Origin of the sequence: Photobacterium sp. Alg240-V54, from assembly GCF_900537155.1 — a bacterium.
In the GTDB taxonomy this organism is placed as follows: Bacteria; Pseudomonadota; Gammaproteobacteria; order Enterobacterales; family Vibrionaceae; genus Photobacterium.
The window spans coordinates 42,406-61,687 of the sequence record NZ_UNRL01000006.1 but is presented as its reverse complement, the minus strand read 5'-3'; the positions used below and the strand labels follow the sequence as shown (position 1 = coordinate 61,687).

13 protein-coding genes are annotated in these 19,282 nt (G+C 43.9%); 10 read left to right on the top strand and 3 right to left on the bottom strand.

Annotated elements, in window-relative coordinates:
- Positions 1-20: 20 nt before the first annotated feature.
- The 4 genes from aceE (at position 21) to acnB (ending at position 9,110) form a co-directional block, all read left to right on the top strand.
- Positions 21-2,687 carry a pyruvate dehydrogenase (acetyl-transferring), homodimeric type gene (gene aceE, locus G6R09_RS14830; RefSeq protein WP_065168067.1) on the top strand — a complete coding sequence of 889 codons (2,667 nt, stop codon included), beginning with the start codon at positions 21-23 and terminating at the stop codon, positions 2,685-2,687.
- A 12-nt stretch (positions 2,688-2,699) separates the two neighbouring features.
- Positions 2,700-4,583: a pyruvate dehydrogenase complex dihydrolipoyllysine-residue acetyltransferase gene (aceF, locus tag G6R09_RS14825; protein ID WP_163923273.1), complete on the top strand. Its 1,884-nt coding sequence runs from the start codon at positions 2,700-2,702 to the stop codon at positions 4,581-4,583.
- A 196-nt stretch (positions 4,584-4,779) separates the two neighbouring features.
- Positions 4,780-6,207: a dihydrolipoyl dehydrogenase gene (gene lpdA / locus G6R09_RS14820; RefSeq protein ID WP_065168069.1), complete on the top strand. Its 1,428-nt coding sequence runs from the start codon at positions 4,780-4,782 to the stop codon at positions 6,205-6,207.
- Positions 6,208-6,512: 305 nt separating this feature from the next.
- A complete protein-coding gene (gene acnB / locus G6R09_RS14815; protein ID WP_163923270.1) occupies positions 6,513-9,110 on the top strand; it encodes a bifunctional aconitate hydratase 2/2-methylisocitrate dehydratase in 2,598 nt (865 codons plus the stop codon).
- A gap of 128 nt (positions 9,111-9,238) precedes the next feature.
- On the opposite strand, the gene G6R09_RS14810 is transcribed toward acnB, so the two are convergent.
- The 3 genes from G6R09_RS14810 to G6R09_RS14800 all read right to left on the bottom strand — a co-directional run bounded on the left by G6R09_RS14810 (position 9,239) and on the right by G6R09_RS14800 (position 12,941).
- Complete coding sequence (locus G6R09_RS14810; protein WP_163923268.1) at positions 9,239-10,372, bottom strand: glycerate kinase; 1,134 nt, start codon at positions 10,370-10,372, stop codon at positions 9,239-9,241.
- Between the two features lie 15 nt (positions 10,373-10,387).
- The gene (locus G6R09_RS14805) at positions 10,388-11,653 is read right to left on the bottom strand and encodes a GntP family permease (protein ID WP_163923265.1); all 1,266 of its coding nucleotides are present in this window, start codon (positions 11,651-11,653) and stop codon (positions 10,388-10,390) included.
- Between the two features lie 130 nt (positions 11,654-11,783).
- A complete protein-coding gene (locus tag G6R09_RS14800) occupies positions 11,784-12,941 on the bottom strand; it encodes a sugar diacid recognition domain-containing protein (protein ID WP_163923368.1) in 1,158 nt (385 codons plus the stop codon).
- Between the two features lie 94 nt (positions 12,942-13,035).
- On the opposite strand from G6R09_RS14800, the gene G6R09_RS14795 reads away from it, so the two are divergent.
- The 6 genes from G6R09_RS14795 to G6R09_RS14770 all read left to right on the top strand — a co-directional run bounded on the left by G6R09_RS14795 (position 13,036) and on the right by G6R09_RS14770 (position 19,240).
- Positions 13,036-13,404: a YacL family protein gene (locus tag G6R09_RS14795; protein ID WP_065168072.1), complete on the top strand. Its 369-nt coding sequence runs from the start codon at positions 13,036-13,038 to the stop codon at positions 13,402-13,404.
- A gap of 192 nt (positions 13,405-13,596) precedes the next feature.
- Positions 13,597-13,935: a P-II family nitrogen regulator gene (locus tag G6R09_RS14790; protein ID WP_036793242.1), complete on the top strand. Its 339-nt coding sequence runs from the start codon at positions 13,597-13,599 to the stop codon at positions 13,933-13,935.
- Positions 13,936-13,985: 50 nt separating this feature from the next.
- Positions 13,986-15,215, top strand: coding sequence for an ammonium transporter (locus tag G6R09_RS14785; protein WP_065168073.1), 1,230 nt, complete (start codon positions 13,986-13,988; stop codon positions 15,213-15,215).
- A gap of 175 nt (positions 15,216-15,390) precedes the next feature.
- The gene (locus G6R09_RS14780; protein ID WP_065168074.1) at positions 15,391-16,404 is read left to right on the top strand and encodes a Fe(3+) ABC transporter substrate-binding protein; all 1,014 of its coding nucleotides are present in this window, start codon (positions 15,391-15,393) and stop codon (positions 16,402-16,404) included.
- Between the two features lie 170 nt (positions 16,405-16,574).
- Positions 16,575-18,203 carry an iron ABC transporter permease gene (locus G6R09_RS14775; protein ID WP_163923263.1) on the top strand — a complete coding sequence of 543 codons (1,629 nt, stop codon included), beginning with the start codon at positions 16,575-16,577 and terminating at the stop codon, positions 18,201-18,203.
- On the top strand, positions 18,203-19,240 hold the full coding sequence (locus tag G6R09_RS14770; RefSeq protein ID WP_065168076.1) for an ABC transporter ATP-binding protein: 1,038 nt from the start codon (positions 18,203-18,205) through the stop codon (positions 19,238-19,240). The genes G6R09_RS14775 and G6R09_RS14770 overlap by 1 nt, the downstream gene beginning before the upstream one ends.
- Positions 19,241-19,282 lie beyond the last annotated feature (42 nt).

Below are 19,282 nucleotides of genomic sequence, written 5' to 3'. Positions count from 1 at the left end.
ATAACGAAAGGATAGATCGCATGTCTGAAGTCATGAAGAGTGACGTGGATGCACTGGAAACTCAAGATTGGTTAGAAGCTCTTGAATCAGTAGTCCGTGAAGAAGGTGTTGAACGCGCCCAGTACTTACTAGAGCAAGTATTGGATAAAGCACGTTTAGATGGTGTTGATATGGCAACAGGCATCAACACTAATTACATTAATACGATCCCTGCAGAGCAGCAACCTGCTTACCCAGGTGATATTACGCTAGAGCGTCGTATCCGTTCTATCATCCGTTGGAACGCGATCATGATCGTATTGCGTGCATCGAAGAAAGATTTAGACCTAGGCGGCCACATGGCGTCTTACCAGTCTGCTTCAGCTTTCTACGAAGTATGTTTTAACCACTTCTTCCGCGCACCTAATGACGTTGATGGCGGCGATTTGGTTTATTACCAAGGTCACATCTCTCCTGGTATTTACTCGCGTGCATTCGTTGAAGGTCGTTTAACAGCTGAACAACTTGATAACTTCCGTCAAGAAGTTGATGGTAAAGGTATCCCTTCATACCCACACCCTAAGTTAATGCCTGAATTCTGGCAGTTCCCGACGGTATCTATGGGTCTAGGTCCTATCTCTGCGATCTACCAAGCGCGTTTCCTTAAATATTTAGATGGCCGTGGTCTTAAAGACACTTCAGCGCAACGTGTTTACGCGTTCCTAGGTGACGGTGAGATGGATGAGCCAGAATCACGTGGTGCGATTTCTTTCGCTGCGCGTGAGAAGCTAGATAACCTATGTTTCCTTATCAACTGTAACCTCCAGCGTCTAGATGGCCCGGTTATGGGTAACGGTAAGATCATTCAAGAGCTAGAAGGCCTATTTAAAGGTGCTGGCTGGAATGTGGTTAAAGTGATCTGGGGTAACAACTGGGATTCACTACTAGCAAAAGACACTACAGGTAAGTTACTTCAGTTAATGAACGAAACTATCGATGGTGACTACCAGACATTTAAATCTAAAGATGGTGCTTACGTACGTGAACACTTCTTTGGTAAGTACCCTGAGACTGCAGCACTGGTTGCTGACATGACTGATGAGCAAATCTTTGAACTGAAGCGTGGCGGTCACGATTCATCTAAGCTATTTGCAGCATTTACTAATGCGAAAGACACTCAAGGTAAACCAACTGTTATTCTTGCTAAAACTGTTAAAGGTTACGGCATGGGTGAAGCAGCTGAAGGTAAGAACATCGCTCACGGCGTGAAGAAAATGGACATGACCCATGTTCAATACCTACGTGATCGTTTAGGTCTACAAGATCTTATCTCTGATGAAGCAATTAAATCATTGCCTTACCTAGAACTTGAACAAGGTTCTGCAGAGTACAACTACCTGCACGCTCGTCGTGAAGCACTACTAGGTTATACGCCTAAGCGTAACCCTAACTTCACTCAAGAATTTAAAGTACCTGAGCTAGAAGAGTTTGCACCATTGCTGGTTGAGCAAAAGCGTGAAATCTCTACCACTATGGCTTACGTTCGTACCCTAAATATTCTATTGAAAGATAAGAATATCGGTAAGAACATCGTACCTATCATCTGTGATGAAGCACGTACATTTGGTATGGAAGGTCTGTTCCGTCAAGTGGGTATCTACAACCCAGCGGGTCAAACTTACACTCCAGAAGACCGTGGCGTTGTTTCTTACTACAAAGAAGCAAACTCAGGTCAGGTTCTGCAAGAAGGTATCAACGAATTAGGTTCAATGGCATCTTGGGTAGCTGCTGCAACATCATACAGCACCAACGATTTACCAATGATTCCATTCTACATCTACTACTCAATGTTCGGCTTCCAACGTGTTGGCGACATGGCGTGGATGGCAGGTGACCAACAAGCACGTGGCTTCCTATTAGGTGCTACTGCAGGTCGTACTACCCTGAACGGTGAAGGTCTACAGCACGAAGATGGCCACTCACACATCATGGCTAACACTGTACCTAACTGTATCTCTTACGATCCAACGTTTGCTTACGAGCTAGCGGTTATCATGCAAGACGGTATTCGTCGCATGTACGGTGAACAGCAAGAGAACATTTATTACTACCTAACAGTAATGAATGAAAACTATGCGATGCCTGCTATGCCAGAAGGCGCAGAAGACGGTATTCGTAAGGGTATCTACAAGCTTGAGTCTTACGCGGGTGATAAGTCTAAGGTTCAGTTAATGAGCTCTGGTACTATCATGAACGAAGTCCGTGCTGCTGCTCAAATCCTAAGTGATGACTACGGCGTAGCGTCTGATGTTTACTCGGTAACATCATTCAACGAATTGACTCGTGACGGTCAAGATGCTGAGCGTTACAACATGCTGCACCCACAAGCTGAGCAGAAAGTACCTTACATCACGACGGTTATGGGTTCTGAGCCTGCAATCGCTGCGACTGACTACATGAAGAACTACGCAGAACAAGTTCGCGCGTTCATGCCTTCTGAGTCATTTAAAGTACTGGGTACTGATGGCTTTGGTCGTTCAGACAGCCGTGCAAACCTACGTCGTCACTTTGAAGTTAATGCTGGCTACGTTGTTGTTGCAGCACTTTCTGAATTGGCAAAACGTGGTGACATCGAGAATTCTGTAGTTGTAGATGCAATTGCTAAATTCAACATTGACGCAGACAAGATCAACCCGCTATACGCGTAAGAGGCAAATATAATGGCAATCGAAATTAATGTACCTGACATCGGTGCGGATGAGGTTGAAGTAACTGAGATTCTTGTTAGCGTTGGCGACAAGGTTGAAGAAGAGCAATCACTGATCACTGTTGAAGGCGATAAAGCATCAATGGAAGTGCCTGCTTCACAAGCGGGTATCGTTAAAGAAATTAAAATCGCGGTTGGTGACACAGTTTCTACTGGTTCATTGATCATGATCTTTGAAGCTGAAGGCGCAGCGGTTGCTGCACCTGTAGCAGAAGCTGCACCTATTGCCGCGCCTGTGGCAGCAGCAGCTGCTGAGCTTAAAGAAGTACACGTGCCTGATATCGGCGGTGATGAAGTTGAAGTAACTGAAATCATGGTTGCTATCGGCGACAGCATCGAAGAAGAGCAGTCACTACTTACTGTTGAAGGCGATAAAGCGTCAATGGAAGTACCAGCACCGTTTGCTGGTGTGCTAAAAGAAATCAAAATTGCAGCTGGCGATAAAGTATCAACTGGCTCATTAGTGATGATTTTTGAAGTTGCTGGCTCTGCGCCAGTAGCGGCTCCTGCTCAAGCAGCAGCACCTGTTGCGGCGGCACCTGCTGTTGCAGCAGCAAAAGATGTTCACGTGCCTGATATCGGCGGTGATGAAGTTGAAGTAACTGAAATCATGGTTGCTGTTGGCGATACAGTAGAAGAAGAGCAATCGCTAATTACTGTTGAAGGCGACAAAGCATCAATGGAAGTACCGGCACCGTTCGCTGGTACTATCAAAGAAATCAAAATCGCCGCTGGCGACAAGGTTTCTACTGGTTCATTGATCATGATCTTTGAAGTTGCTGGCGCAGCACCGGTTGCGGTTGCAGCTGCTCCTGTTCAAGCAGCGGCACCTGCATCTACAGCGGCACCTGTTGCATCAGCTCCAGCTGCTGCAACAACGGGCGACTTTGAAGAAAACAACGATTATGCACACGCATCACCTGTTGTTCGTCGTCTAGCACGTGAGTTTGGCGTTAACCTTGCGAAAGTTAAAGGTACTGGCCGTAAGAACCGCGTTCTTAAAGAAGACGTACAAAGCTTCGTTAAAGATGCACTTAAGCGTCTTGAATCTGGTGCAGCAGCATCGGCTTCAGGTAAAGGCGATGGCGCAGCTCTAGGTCTACTACCTTGGCCGAAGATTGACTTCAGCAAGTTTGGTGACACAGAAGTTAAGCCGCTGTCTCGCATTAAGAAGATCTCTGGCGCTAACCTGCACCGTAACTGGGTAATGATCCCGCACGTTACACAGTGGGATAACGCAGATATCACAGAGCTAGAAGCATTCCGTAAAGACCAAAATGCTATCGAAGCGAAGAAAGACTCTGGCATGAAGATCACGCCACTTGTGTTCATTCTTAAAGCTGCTGCGAAAGCACTTGAAGCGTTCCCTTCATTCAACTCTTCACTATCTGATGATGGCGAGAGCTTGATTTTGAAGAAATACATCAACATCGGCATCGCGGTAGATACTCCGAATGGCTTGGTTGTTCCTGTATTTAAAGACGTTAACAAGAAAGGTATTTACGAGCTATCTGAAGAGCTAATGACTATCTCTAAGAAAGCACGTGCTGGTAAGCTAACGGCATCTGATATGCAAGGTGGCTGTTTCACTATCTCAAGCCTAGGTGGCTTAGGTGGTACTGCATTCACACCAATCGTGAATGCTCCAGAAGTAGGTATCCTTGGTGTATCTAAGTCTGAAATGAAGCCAGTATGGAACGGTAAAGAGTTTGAACCGCGTCTACAACTGCCATTATCACTGTCATACGATCACCGTGTGATTGATGGTGCAGAAGGTGCACGTTTCATTACTTACCTAAATGGTTGTCTATCAGACATCCGCCGTTTGGTACTATAAGGTTTCACATCCACAACGCCATGCCTACGCTGAGTAGGCATGGAATTGTTGTTTAGCTCACAGGCTGCGGTAATTTATTTTTCATTCCATTAACAACTTGATAAAGTTGTTAATCAGTTTGACGGTAAATTTAGCATTAAAAAGTACAGCATTGCTGATAGCCTGTTAGGGATAAAAGACTTACAACGAGGTCATGATGAGCAAAGAAATTAAAGCCCAAGTAGTGGTGTTGGGTTCAGGCCCTGCAGGTTATTCTGCGGCATTCCGTTGTGCAGACTTAGGTCTAGATACGGTTCTAATCGAAAAATACAATACTCTAGGCGGCGTATGTCTTAACGTCGGCTGTATTCCATCAAAAGCTCTACTTCACGTAGCGAAAGTTATTGAAGAAGCAAAAGCGATGGCAGAACATGGCGTGATTTTCGGCGAGCCACAAACCGATATCAATAAAATCCGTCTATGGAAAGATAAAGTAATTACCCAACTTACTGGCGGTCTTGGCGGTATGGCTAAGATGCGTAAAGTTAACGTTGTTAACGGTTACGGTAAATTTACTGGTCCTAATTCAATCGTTGTTGAAGGTGCTGATGGTCAAACCACAGTTACTTTTGACAATGCAATTATCGCTGCGGGTTCACGCCCAATTAAGCTACCTTTCATTCCACATGAAGACCCACGTATTTGGGATTCAACAGATGCGCTAGAGCTAAAAGAAGTACCTGAAAAGTTACTTGTTATGGGCGGCGGTATCATTGGTCTTGAAATGGGTACGGTTTACCACGCGCTAGGTTCTGATGTCGACGTTGTTGAGATGTTCGATCAAGTTATTCCAGCAGCTGATAAAGATATTATTAAAGTCTTCACTAAGCGTATTTCTAAGAAATTCAACTTAATGCTAGAAACGAAAGTGACAGCAGTTGAAGCTAAAGAAGACGGCATCTACGTATCAATGGAAGGCAAAAAAGCCCCAGCTGAGCCTGTTCGTTACGATGCAGTGCTAGTGGCTATCGGTCGTGTACCAAACGGTAAACTGATCGATGCTGAAAAAGCCGGTATCAATGTTGATGAGCGTGGCTTTATTAACGTTGATAAGCAACTACGTACTAACGTTGCTCACATTCATGCGATTGGTGACGTTGTTGGTCAACCAATGCTGGCGCACAAAGGTGTGCATGAAGGCCACGTAGCAGCAGAAGTTATTTCGGGTAAGAAGCACTACTTCGATCCTAAAGTTATTCCTTCAATTGCCTACACTGAGCCAGAAGTTGCGTGGGTAGGTAAGACTGAGAAAGAAGCAAAAGCTGAAGGTCTAAACTACGAAGTTGCTACTTTCCCATGGGCTGCATCTGGCCGTGCTATCGCATCTGATTGTGCAGATGGTATGACTAAGATGATCTTCGATAAAGACACTCACCGTGTTATCGGTGGTGCTATCGTTGGTACTAACGGTGGTGAATTGTTAGGTGAAATCGGTCTAGCGATCGAGATGGGTTGTGATGCAGAAGATATCGCATTAACTATCCACGCTCACCCAACACTGCACGAGTCGATTGGTCTTGCAGCAGAAGTATTTGAAGGTTCAATTACTGACCTTCCTAATGCAAAAGCAGTAAAGCGTAAGTAAATCTCGCTTAACTTGCTCTGTTAACTAAAAAGCGCCTGATTGGCGCTTTTTTTGTGGCTGAAATTTGATAACGATTGAAAATTAACCCCAATAAGTGCGACCAACTTACAATTTTGTGAATGTTGTAAAACATCGATTTATTTTAAATTTAAGTTAAAAGTGATATGGTATTTAACAGCTTATCTCTCTGATTTACAGCTAAGGCGTCGAATTTATAATAAACGTCAATGATTGATCAGTGAGAGATCATTCAACTTCCAAGGATGTTCGACGTCATCGTCGAGCCAATATATGAGGAATATGTCGTGCTAGAAGCCTACCGTAAACACGTCGAAGAACGTGCGGCTGAAGGGGTTGTTGCCCAGCCGCTAAATGCAGAACAAGTTGCCGCTCTAATTGAGCTATTAAAAAATCCACCGCAAGGTGAGGAAGCTGCATTACTGGATTTATTAGAAAATCGAATTCCACCGGGTGTAGATGAAGCCGCCTATGTTAAGGCAGGTTTTCTAGCTGCGATCACGACTGGCGAGACCCAATCGCCATTGGTTAGCAAAGCAAAAGCGGCGCAATTATTAGGCACTATGCAAGGTGGTTATAATATTGAGCCGTTGATTGCATTACTTGATGATGCTGAACTGGCGCCAATTGCAGTGACGGCGTTATCACATACATTACTGATGTTTGATTCATTTTATGATGTTGAGCAAAAAGCCAAATCAGGCAATGCTTTTGCCGAGCAAGTGCTGCAGTCTTGGGCTGATGCCGAGTGGTTCTTATCTAAACCTGCGCTTGCTGAAAAAATTACTTTAACTGTTTTTAAGGTCACAGGTGAAACTAATACCGATGACTTATCGCCAGCCCCTGATGCATGGTCGCGACCAGATATTCCATTGCACGCATTAGCAATGTTGAAAATTGAGCGTGAAGGGATCACTCCAGATCAAGCTGGCACTATTGGTCCAATTACTCAAATTGAAGCGCTAAAAAAGCTTGGTCATCAGTTGGTTTATGTTGGTGATGTGGTAGGTACTGGTTCTTCGCGTAAGTCGGCGACTAACTCAGTATTGTGGTTCATGGGCGATGATATTCCTTATGTACCCAATAAGCGCGCCGGTGGTTATGTACTCGGTGGTAAGATCGCCCCGATCTTCTTTAATACCATGGAAGATGCAGGCGCATTGCCGATTGAGGTCGATGTTACTAAGCTAGCGATGGGTGATGTGATTGATGTCTATCCGTTTAAAGGTGAAGTGCGCCGTCATGATAGCGATGAATTAGTATCAACGTTTAAACTTAAAACTGATGTGCTGATTGATGAAGTGCGTGCTGGTGGTCGAATTCCATTGATCATTGGTCGTGGTTTAACAGATCGTGCCCGTCAAGCATTGAACTTACCTACCTCTGATGTCTTCCGTCGTCCGGTGGCGGTAGAAGATAGCGGTAAAGGCTATACCCTAGCGCAGAAAATGGTCGGTAAAGCATGTGGTGTTGAAGGCGTTCGCCCTGGCACTTACTGTGAGCCTAAAATGACTACTGTTGGCTCGCAAGATACTACCGGTCCGATGACCCGTGATGAGCTGAAAGACTTAGCTTGTTTAGGCTTTTCAGCCGATCTAACCATGCAGTCATTCTGTCATACTTCAGCTTATCCAAAACCGATCGATGTTAATACTCATCATACATTGCCTGATTTTATTATGAATCGTGGTGGTGTCGCTTTACGTCCTAAAGATGGTGTAATTCACTCATGGCTTAACCGCATGTTATTGCCAGATACGGTCGGTACCGGCGGTGATTCACATACCCGTTTCCCATTGGGTATTTCATTCCCTGCAGGTTCTGGTTTAGTGGCATTTGCTGCAGCAACAGGTGTAATGCCGTTGGACATGCCGGAATCAGTGCTAGTGCGCTTTAAAGGTGAGATGCAAGCGGGGATCACCCTGCGTGATTTAGTCCATGCCATTCCTTATTTCGCGATTCAGCAAGGGCTACTGACGGTTGAAAAATCGGGTAAGATCAATGAATTCTCAGGGCGTGTACTTGAGATTGAAGGGGTTGAGCATTTATCAGTAGAGCAAGCGTTTGAGCTTTCTGATGCATCGGCAGAGCGAAGTGCAGCGGGTTGTACCGTTAAGTTATCGCCAGAGTCGATCACTGAATATTTAAATTCTAACATCGTGATGTTGAAGTGGATGATCGCTGAAGGTTATGGTGATCGTCGTACCATTGAGCGTCGAATTACCGCGATGGAAGCATGGTTAGCTAATCCTGAGCTGATGACGGCAGATAAAGATGCTGAATATGCGCATGTGATCGAGATTGATCTAGCAGACATTAAAGAGCCAATTTTATGTGCGCCTAACGATCCTGATGATGCGCGTTTGTTATCAGAGGTACAAGGTACGCAAATTGACGAAGTATTCATTGGTTCATGTATGACTAACATTGGTCATTTCCGTGCCGCTGGTAAATTACTCGAGAAATTTGGTGGTCAATTAGATACTCGATTATGGGTTGCGCCGCCAACCAAGATGGATCGTGATCAACTGATCGAAGAAGGATATTACGGTATCTTTGGTCGCGCAGGGGTGCGGGTTGAAACGCCTGGGTGTTCATTGTGTATGGGTAACCAAGCACGAGTGAAAGACAAAGCAACGGTAATGTCGACCTCGACCCGTAACTTCCCTAACCGTTTAGGTAATGGCGCTAACGTGTACTTATCTTCTGCAGAATTAGCCGCTGTTGGGGCAATTTTAGGACGGATTCCAACCATGGATGAATACCTAACTTACGCTCAGCAAATTGATGCAACCGCGGCAGATACTTATCGTTACCTTAACTTTGATCGTATGGCTGATTACACCAATAAAGCCGATGAAGTGATCATTCAGCAACCAGCTTAATAGCTGCTGTTGATGATGTAACGTTTAGTAAATAAAATACTAGATAAACCAACGCCGCGAATCATCGCGGCGTTGTTATTAGAGTAATATGGATATTGGGGTAATGTTTATATTAGCGAAGATGTTGCTTAACGACCTAAACAATACATTGCCGCGACATTACGTGCAGTTAATTCAACGTTGATTGCCGCATCCTTAAAGGCTTGCTCAAGATTCATTGCCGCAGGCACAATACTAAATACCGCATCGATACCGTGTTGATGGACAATCCCACAATCTTGGCTTAAACAGCCTGCAATACCAATTACTGGCTTGTTAAATTTCTTGGCTGCGCGAGCAACACCAATTGGCGTTTTACCATGAATCGTTTGGCTATCAATACGACCTTCGCCAGTGATCACCAGATCAGCATCTTTTACTATTGCCTCTAAGTTAACCGCATCAATCACGATCTCGATCCCTGAGCGTAATTGGGCGTTAAATAGACCTAATAATGCTGCTCCCATACCGCCAGCAGCACCTGCACCAGCCATATGCTTAACATCAATGGCTAAGTCACGTTTCATGATAGCGGCATAGTGAGCAAGGTTTTGATCAAGCTCGACCACCATCGCTGGGGTGGCTCCTTTTTGAGGGCCAAACACTTGCGACGCGCCTTTTTGACCACAAAGTGGATTATCAACATCACACGCAACTTCTAGTTTGACGGTCGCGAGACGCGGATCGATGTGGCTGATATCTATCGTCGCCAACTGTGCCAGTGCTTGGCCACCAAATCCTAAAGGCTGACCATTACTGTCTAGCAGTTGTACACCAAGTGCTTGCGCCATACCGATACCGCCGTCATTCGTGGCACTGCCACCGATACCGACAATAATATGCTCAACGCCATGATCGAGTGCCGCTAAAATCAATTCACCAGTACCATAGCTGGTGGTTAATAGTGGATTGCGCAACTGTGGACTAACCAGATGCAAGCCTGATGCCGCTGCCATTTCAATCACGGCGGTTTTACCATCACCCATAATGCCAAAAAAGCCTGCTACTGGTTCGCCCAAAGGCCCGGTGACTGCGTGCTGAATAATAGTGCCGTTAGTGGCATCAATTAGTGACTGTACTGTGCCTTCACCGCCATCAGCCATCGGCAATTTAATGTATTCGGCAGTTGGCATCAGTTGACGAAAACCGGTTTCAATCGCGGTTGCCACTTCCATTGCGGTTAGGCTTTCTTTGTATGAGTCAGGAGCAATAATAATTTTCATAATCAATCAGCCTTGTTAAATTGTGAAGCCAAATACACCAAAGATAAGAGTCGATACTGTCGCTATCATTAAGCCGACCGCTGTTTCGTAAGGGATCAGTTTTAAGCGTTCATGCATGTCCATGTGAACTGAACCGCCAGTGGCATGGAAGAAGCTACCGTGAGGCATGTGGTCAAATACTGTCGCACCAGCATGGATCATCGCCGCACCAGCAATTGCAGGGACACCCAATTCTAAAATCGTGTGACTAAATACGCTTGACGCTACTGCCGTACCTGCGGTTGTTGAGGCGGTTGCTAGCGACATCATCGCACCAGAAATTGGTGCTAATAAATAAGACGGTAACCCTGATGCTGTTAACACATCAATCAAGCCGGTTTTTAAGCCTGAGTTGGCGATAATACCTGCTAGTGTTCCGGTACCAAGTAACATCACAGCCACTGGTGCCATACGGTTTAAGCCCGATACCGCAAAGTGGTTGCTATCACGAAAACGCTTCATAGCAATAGCGCCCATCAAACCACCTAAAGGCAATGCAATTAGCGGATCAACATTAATGCCTGCAATAGGGCGTAGCGCTAATAATGCGATAGCAACCAGTGGCGCAACAATAGCGGTCGCAAAAGAGGGTAAGCGGCTTAAATCGACATTAATCACTTCATGGGCTTGAACTTTACTGCCTTTATTAACTAATTTCTTGGCAATAAAATAGGCAAATAACATTCCACACAAACCGGGAATAACACCCGAGGCCATCACCGATGTTAGTGGAACATGAAACGCATCCGCTGCGGCAATTGAGTTTGGATTGGGTGACATTACGTTACCCGCTTTACCGCCACCGACCATCGCCAGCAAAATCGCCATTTTGGAAAGATCAGCACGACGGGCAATCGCCAATGCAATCGGCGCCACAGTAATAACCGCTACATCCACAAATACCCCTACCGCAGTAAGGATCATCGTCGCCATCGCTAGCGCTAATAATGCCCGCGTTTCACCGACTTTTTTAACAATGGTTTCGGCAATGGAGGTCGCAGCCCCAGATTCAATTAATACTCCCGCTAACACACCTGCTGCGAGAATACGTAATACTGCGGTGACAATGCCTTGTGCGCCACCAATCATCATGGTCACGGTATCAGTTAAAGATATGCCACCAACAATGCCGCCAACTAAAGCACCAATGATCATGCCATAAGCCGGGGGGACGCGTTTTAAGATCAGTCCGATTGCGACGATCAGTGCAGCAACTGCACCAAGGGTGGATACTTCAACCATGTTCCATTCCAGTGAAAAGTTAAGATGGGCTGCACTGTAGTGAATTTTGACGGTGGAAGCTTTAGGCAAACGAACAAATAAACCGCGCTTACTTGGCTGGTAAATTGTGCAAATGCACAAAAGTAACCAATTATGACTGACTGATGACGGCTAAATACAAACGAGTGATATCACTTATCTTATTGATTTTTAAGTTTGTTATTTGTTCTATTTTATCTAGTCGGTAGCGCAGAGTATTGCGATGAATATGTAGCACTTGGCATGTTTGAGCTAAATCACAATTTTGATCAAAAAATGCAGTCAGGGTTTTTATTAGGCTACCACGGGGATCATGGCAGTGGAGTTTTTCAAGTGGAGCTTGCAATTGTTGATAACGCCAAGGTTCAGCTTTTATTTGATTAAGCAGTACTGGCAAAATATGATCTTGGTAAAAAAACACCTGCTGTTGAGTATATTGATGACTATTGAGGGCTGCCTCCATGGTTGCTGAGGCTGTTAAATAAGACTGCGCTAGACCATGAATTGTTGGAAAGTAATCACCTAACGCGATTTTAATACTGTAGTTAGCCTCTTTGCCGATGCGTTTAAGCAGTTTATAAACCCGTTTTTGTTCAAGATCACGTGACCAACCATCATCAGTAACAGTAATTGGCTTTAGCACTACCACTTCATTACGAGAAACGGAACTGATAGCGACTAAGTTATCACGCTCAGGGTATTCAAGCAGATGGACTAAATGCTGCAGGTTCTCTAGAGAAAAAGCTGCGCCATCTTGAGGTAATACTTTGATGATGGTTGCAATTCGAGGTTGTTGTAATTCGATTTCAAGCCGTTCGGCAATGGTTGTTAGTTGCACATCATCTAAATTGGTGTCATTGATTAACTGCATTACCAGTTCTTCACGGTGGCGCTTATGCCATTCAACTTGGGTCATTAAAGCGGCTTGCTCAACAATCAGCTCTGCCGTCATTTTAACTAATTCGCCATAGTTACGTACGTTATCGGGATCACCCGAGATGCCCACCACACCAATGGCTTGTTGCTGAAATATAATCGGCAGATTAATACCGGGCTTAACGCCTTGTAATTGCTGCGCAGTGGCGTGATCTATTTCTATAATATGGTGATTATTCAGTGCCAAAATCGCACCGTCATGTTTTTGATGCAAACGGCGAGGATCGCCTGATCCAATAATACGACCATCGCTATCCATCACATTGACTGAATGCTTAATGATTTTCATGGTACGAGCGACGATTTGTCGAGCAATAGTGGTATTGAGTTGCATTTTAGTGACAGATCCTGACAATGGGCGCCAAGCGCATTCTGCTGGCAGTTTAGCAGTTAACAACAAAAATGATCATAGATGAGGTACTAAAGGTATGGATTACGAGTTTAAAAAAAATACCTTGGACGGTAGTTATCATGCCATTTTTTCAATGGGTCATGAAGTATTAGGCCGTTGGATCATTGATGAGTTAGGCAAGGATGTCGATAAAATAGATATGATAATGGATCAACTTAGTGCATTGAAAAATAGTACTAAAGAGTGGCGCTTATCGGGTGAAGAGCTGACATTATGTTTACAAGATAATGAAGCCTTAGTTCAAGCTAACTGCTTGTTTTCAGAAGAAGATGAAGATTTTGAAGAAGATTTTCATTTTTATGATGAAGAAAGTATGTCGGTATGTGGTTTTGAAGATCTTGCCCAAGCATTAGCCGCGTGGCGAGCATTTGTGATCCGTTTCTAATCGAGTAATTTGTCAGTAACAATTAAATGCCACATTACAGTGAAAAGGCTGCACCTATATGGTGCAGCCTTTTTTTGTTGGGACCAAGAATTTAGTAAATATACATATTAAACAACACCTTAAATAATTGGCATGATGATTGTTTGTTGTTTAACCATAACGAGGAAGAATACCAGAGTTAAGGAGCAAACCATGAAAATAATTAATGCGATTATTAAGCCATTTAAATTAGACGATGTCCGCGAAGCGTTAGCTGATGTTGGCGTTGAAGGTATGACAGTATCGGAAGTTAAAGGTTTTGGACGCCAAAAGGGCCACACAGAACTTTATCGTGGCGCTGAATATCAAGTCGATTTTCTACCAAAAGTAAAATTAGAAATTGCTACCCAAGCAGAAAACTTAGATGACATTGTCGATGCCATCAGTAAGGCTGCGCAAACTGGCAAAATCGGTGACGGTAAAATTTTTGTTTATGATCTTGAACATGCTGTGCGAATTCGTACCGGAGAGGTCGATAGGGAAGCGCTTTAATCACAGTCAGTAGCAAGATAATTAAGACAAGTTATTAGGGGAAGGTAACCATGGAATTATCAGCGACAGTAATTGAACTACGTTATGCACTCGATACATTTTTCTTTTTGATTTCAGGTGCATTAGTAATGTGGATGGCAGCTGGTTTTGCAATGTTAGAAGCCGGGCTAGTACGTTCAAAGAACACCACTGAAATATTAACTAAGAACTTTTGTTTATACGCCATTGCGTGTACCACGTTTTTATTGGTTGGCTACAACATTATGTATGTCGACAACAGTGCTGGTGGTTGGCTACCATCGTTTGGTGCACTAATAGGTACGCAAGCCGAAGGCGCCGACCACTCTTTAGAATCCGATTTCTTTTTTCAGGTTGTCTTCGTCGCTACAGCAATGTCTGTTGTCTCTGGTGCGGTTGCTGAGCGTATGAAACTATGGTCATTTTTACTGTTCTCAGTGGTACTTACTGGATTAATTTATCCGATTGAAGGTTATTGGACATGGGGTGGTGGCTTCCTTGCTGAAGCGGGTTTTAGTGACTTTGCCGGTTCTGGTATTGTGCATATGGCTGGTGCCGCTGCAGCATTAGCAGGTGTTTTATTGTTGGGCGCTCGAAAAGGTAAATATGGTAAGAACGGTGAGATCAATCCGATTCCGGGTTCAAATATGCCATTAGCCACTCTAGGTACTTTTATTTTGTGGTTCGGTTGGTTTGGTTTTAACGGTGGCTCACAGTTAATGTTATCTGACTTTGAAAATGCGTCTGCGGTTGGACAAATATTCTTAAATACCAATGCTGCCGCAGCTGCAGGTGCGATTATTGCACTGGCTGTATGTAAAACCATGTGGGGTAAGGCAGATTTAACCATGATTCTTAATGGTGCATTGGCGGGCTTAGTTGCAATAACTGCTGATCCATTGTCACCGTCACCACTGGCTGCGGTTGCTATTGGTGGTGTTGCTGGTGCATTAGTGGTGTTTAGTATCATTGGCTTTGATAAGGTAAAAATTGATGATCCTGTCGGTGCGATTTCAGTCCACGGTGTGTGTGGTTTATTTGGCTTAATGGTGGTGCCATTGAGTAATCCTGATGCTGCATTTATGACGCAGTTATTTGGTGCCGCAGTTATTTTTGGATGGGTATTTGGTGCTAGCTTAGCCGTTTGGGGTATTTTAAAACTCACCATTGGTATTCGTGTTAGTGAAGATGAAGAGCTTGAAGGCATGGACCTACATGACTGTGGTGTAGATGCTTATCCTGAATTTGTCAGTTTAAAGTAGTAATAATAGCGCTATTTAGCAGTTATTAAAGTCAAAAAAAGCGTCACCATTAGCGGTGGCGCTTTTTTGTAATGAAGTGTTACAGCTTGATTGTGTTCACAGCCGAAAGCCGTATAATCTGCATTAATCTAATTGAGAAACATTATCATTACATTTTGCATTAAGGGATTTAGCAATGAAGAAACTTTTAGCTACAGCAGTTCTATTTGGTTTAGCTGCGCCTCAAGTCGCTACTGCTGCTGAAGAAGTCAACGTTTACTCATATCGTCAGCCTTTCCTTGTTGAACCAATGTTTAATGAGTTTACGAAAGAAACCGGTATTAAAGTTAACGTTAAGTTTGCTAAAGCGGGTATTGCTGAAAAATTACAGCAAGAAGGTGAATACAGCCCTGCAGACGTGGTATTAACGACAGATATTAGTCGTTTGGTTGAGTTGTCTGATAAGAAGCTGGTTCAGCCAGTCGATAGCAAAATTATTGATGCTAACATTCCTGCACAATTCCGTGATAATGAAGACGAGTGGTTTGCATTAACACTGCGCTCTCGCAATGTATATTCATCAAAAGATCGTGTTGGTAAATTACCTGCTTCTTTTGATTACAGTGATTTAGCTAAACCTGAGTGGAAAGGTAAACTTTGTACTCGCTCTGGTAAGCACCCATACAACGTGTCTCTAGTATCAGCAATGATTGCCCATAATGGCGAAGCTGAAACCAAAACATGGCTAGAAGGCGTAAAAGCCAACTTAGCCCGTAAGCCTCAAGGTAACGATCGCGGTCAAGTTCAAGCGGTTAAAGAAGGTTTATGTGATATCGCGATTGGTAACAGCTACTACCTGGGCAAAATGGTTAACGATCCAAACCAAAAAGCATGGGCAGAAGCAGTTGAGATTAACTTCCCTGGTCAACAAGGTAACGGTACTCACGTAAACGTCAGCGGTATGGCGATGGCGAAGTACGCACCTAACAAAGATAACGCACTGAAGTTAATGGAATTCTTAACGGCAACGACTGCGCAGCAAATGTATGCAGAAGTGAACTATGAATACCCAGTTAAAGCAGGTGTTAAGCGCTCTGAGTTAGTTGCATCATGGGGTGAATTTAAAGCTGATGATGTATCACTTGATCAGGTTGCTCAATATCATCAAGCTGCAATCAAGCTACTGGATGAAGTGAAGTTTGATCTGTAATTAGTTACAAAATAAATGGGGCTTTAAGCCCCATTTTTCAGTTTAACTTAGTCTCTTTTGCAATAAGTTGTGGTAGCTTCTCATGCTTGCTTACAGTGAATGTATTTACTGAAAAAGTGGCCTGATTATGCAGGCTTAAATATATTGAAAAACGTACTAAGTAGTAGTAAATGAAAGAAAAGTTTTTATTTTGGCGGATTAGCAGCTGGTTATTAGGTTCGCTGTTGGTATTGCCGATTATCGCTATATTCATTACCGCCATGGGTAACTCTGATCAAGTGTTCTCACACTTGATGAATACAGTGATGTCTACCTACGCATTAAATACCCTTGGGCTGGTGGTTGGTACAGTATTACTGACGTTAGTGTTTGGGCTTCCTTGCGCGTGGTTAATGGCAATGTGCCGTTTACCCGGTGAAAGGATACTTCAATGGGCACTTATTCTCCCCCTCGCGATGCCCGGTTATATTGTTGGCTACCTTTATACCCATTGGTTTGATTACGCTGGTCCAATTCAAATTTGGCTACGTGAACTTTTTGGTTGGCAACATGTTAGCGATTATTGGTTTCCTGACTTACGCTCATTATGGGGCGCATGTTTCGTTCTCGCTTTAGTGCTTTATCCTTATGTGTATTTGTTAGTGCGCGCTGCTTTTATGGAGCAAAGTAATAACTTACTTCAATCAGCACGGTTACTTGGTTGTTCGCCGTGGCAAAGTTTTCGTCGCATTTCATTACCCTTAGCGCGTCCAGCGATTGCGGTTGGGGTATCATTGGTGGCGATGGAAGCATTAGGTGACTTTGGTACTGTAAGTTACTTTGCCTTAAATACGCTGACGACTGCGGTTTATGATACCTGGCTGGGCTACTCTAATCTTAATGCGGCCGCTAAAATTTCCGCGATTATGTTACTGGTGATTTTTTTACTGATCAGTAGTGAGCGTTTTAGCCGCCGTAAACAAAAAATGTTTCAACAGCAATGTGGTAACGATAGCCATACTAAATATCAACTTACAGGTTGGAAAAAATGGTTAGCTGTTGGTTGGTGTTGGGGATTAGTCGGTTGTGCATTTCTATTACCAATGTTGCAATTGGTTGTTTACGCGATCGATTACTTTGCTCAAAGCTGGACTGAACAATTTAAGAACTATAGTTTAAACAGCTTAATGGTGTCGTTGGCTGCGGCGATATTTGCGGTGTTATTAGCCTTGATAGTTAATTTTTATCAACGCTTAGACAGCAGCAGTATTAGCACTGTACCGATGCGATTAGCATCGTTAGGTTATGCTGTACCGGGTACAGTATTGGCGATTGGAGTGATGATCCCGCTAACCAGTGCCGATCACTTGGTTAATGATGTCGCGCGAAGTTTAGATCTGGGCCGTCCGGGACTTATTTTTTCTGGCACTATGTTTGCGATTATTTTTGCTTTTGTGGTGCGCTTTGCTGCGGTCGCTATCGGCAGTATTGAAACTAGTTTAGTTAAAATTCCACCGTCATTAGACATGGCTGCTAAAACCATGGGCTATGCATCGACAGCGATGTTACGTAAAGTGCATTTACCATTGATTCGCCGTGGATGCTTAATTGCAGGCTTACTGGTATTTATTGAATCAATGAAAGAGCTTAACGCTGCGATATTATTACGGCCGTTTAATTTTGAAACCTTAGCCACTTATGTATTTAATTTCGCCTCTGATGAGCAATTAGAAGTTGCTGCTTTTCCGGCGATTTTATTGGTTATTGTCGGATTAATTCCGTTAGTGATGGTTAACCGTTCTTTGGAGCAAAAACACTGATGAAACATGCATTGTCTGTCACCGATCTTAGCTGTAGCTACCATGGACAGCCGATATTACAAGACTTATCGTTAGCGGTTGAGCGTGGTGAAATCGTGTGTTTGCTTGGCGCCAGTGGTTGTGGCAAAACCACATTATTGAAAGCGATTGCAGGATTATTACCGCTGACTCAAGGTAGCATCGCGATCAATGATCGTAGCATTGTTGATCAGTCACTGTGCTTGCCACCTGAGCAACGTAATATTGGGATGATATTTCAAGATTACGCGTTATTTCCGCATTTAACGGTGGCTGAAAATATTGCTTTTGGTTTGCGCCATTGGGATAAAGCCCGTGTAACAGCTAAAATACAGCAAATGTTAGCACTGGTGCATTTAACCGAACTTGATGATCGTTATCCGCATCAACTTTCTGGTGGTCAACAGCAGCGCGTGGCAATTGCACGTGCGTTAGCCAACGAGCCGGATTTGATTTTATTGGATGAGCCGTTTTCTAATATTGATACTCAAGTGCGGCATAGTTTGATTCGTGATATTCGCCAAATATTTAAAGACCAAGGTGTGACGGCGATTTTTGTTACTCATAGCCGTGAAGAAGCGTTTGCTTTTGCAGATAAAATGGCGGTAATGAATCATGGGGTGATTGAACAATTTGGTACCGCAACTGAGCTTTATTACCAGCCAAGTAGTCGCTTTGTGGCGGAGTTTTTAGGTGTTGGCTCTTATTTACCAGCTACAGTTACGGCTAATCAGCAGTTAAATACGCCATTTGGAGAGTTAGCATTAGCGGCTCAGCAAAAACTGGCGCAGACAACCGATGTGGATTGGTTACTACGACCACAGCATTTAGCAGTGATGCCTGAGGATGATGGTTTAGCAGTAATCATTGAGCAACAGTTTATGGGTGATAGTTGCCGCTATATTGTTGAGTTTGAAGGGCATAAATTAGTGATTAATTCTAATTTATTATTGAATGTCGGTCAGCGAGTAACGGTCAGTGTTACGCCGCATCAGCCGGTTATTTTCGCAACGGCTTAACAACCAGCAAGGCTTATTAACGCTAAGCCTTGCTGATTTAAT

Bases quoted from the DNA above. Each gene is read 5' to 3' on its own strand.
- G6R09_RS14790 (WP_036793242.1), top strand. From the start codon at position 13,597: ATGAAAATAATTAATGCGATTATTAAGCCATTTAAATTAGACGATGTC.
- G6R09_RS14775 (WP_163923263.1), top strand. From the start codon at position 16,575: ATGAAAGAAAAGTTTTTATTTTGGCGGATTAGCAGCTGGTTATTAGGT.
- G6R09_RS14770 (WP_065168076.1), top strand. From the start codon at position 18,203: ATGAAACATGCATTGTCTGTCACCGATCTTAGCTGTAGCTACCATGGA.
- G6R09_RS14785 (WP_065168073.1), top strand. From the start codon at position 13,986: ATGGAATTATCAGCGACAGTAATTGAACTACGTTATGCACTCGATACA.
- G6R09_RS14805 (WP_163923265.1), bottom strand. From the start codon at position 11,653: ATGGTTGAAGTATCCACCCTTGGTGCAGTTGCTGCACTGATCGTCGCA.
- G6R09_RS14780 (WP_065168074.1), top strand. From the start codon at position 15,391: ATGAAGAAACTTTTAGCTACAGCAGTTCTATTTGGTTTAGCTGCGCCT.
- G6R09_RS14800 (WP_163923368.1), bottom strand. From the start codon at position 12,941: ATGCAACTCAATACCACTATTGCTCGACAAATCGTCGCTCGTACCATG.
- aceE (WP_065168067.1), top strand. From the start codon at position 21: ATGTCTGAAGTCATGAAGAGTGACGTGGATGCACTGGAAACTCAAGAT.
- lpdA (WP_065168069.1), top strand. From the start codon at position 4,780: ATGAGCAAAGAAATTAAAGCCCAAGTAGTGGTGTTGGGTTCAGGCCCT.
- aceF (WP_163923273.1), top strand. From the start codon at position 2,700: ATGGCAATCGAAATTAATGTACCTGACATCGGTGCGGATGAGGTTGAA.
- G6R09_RS14810 (WP_163923268.1), bottom strand. From the start codon at position 10,372: ATGAAAATTATTATTGCTCCTGACTCATACAAAGAAAGCCTAACCGCA.
- G6R09_RS14795 (WP_065168072.1), top strand. From the start codon at position 13,036: ATGGATTACGAGTTTAAAAAAAATACCTTGGACGGTAGTTATCATGCC.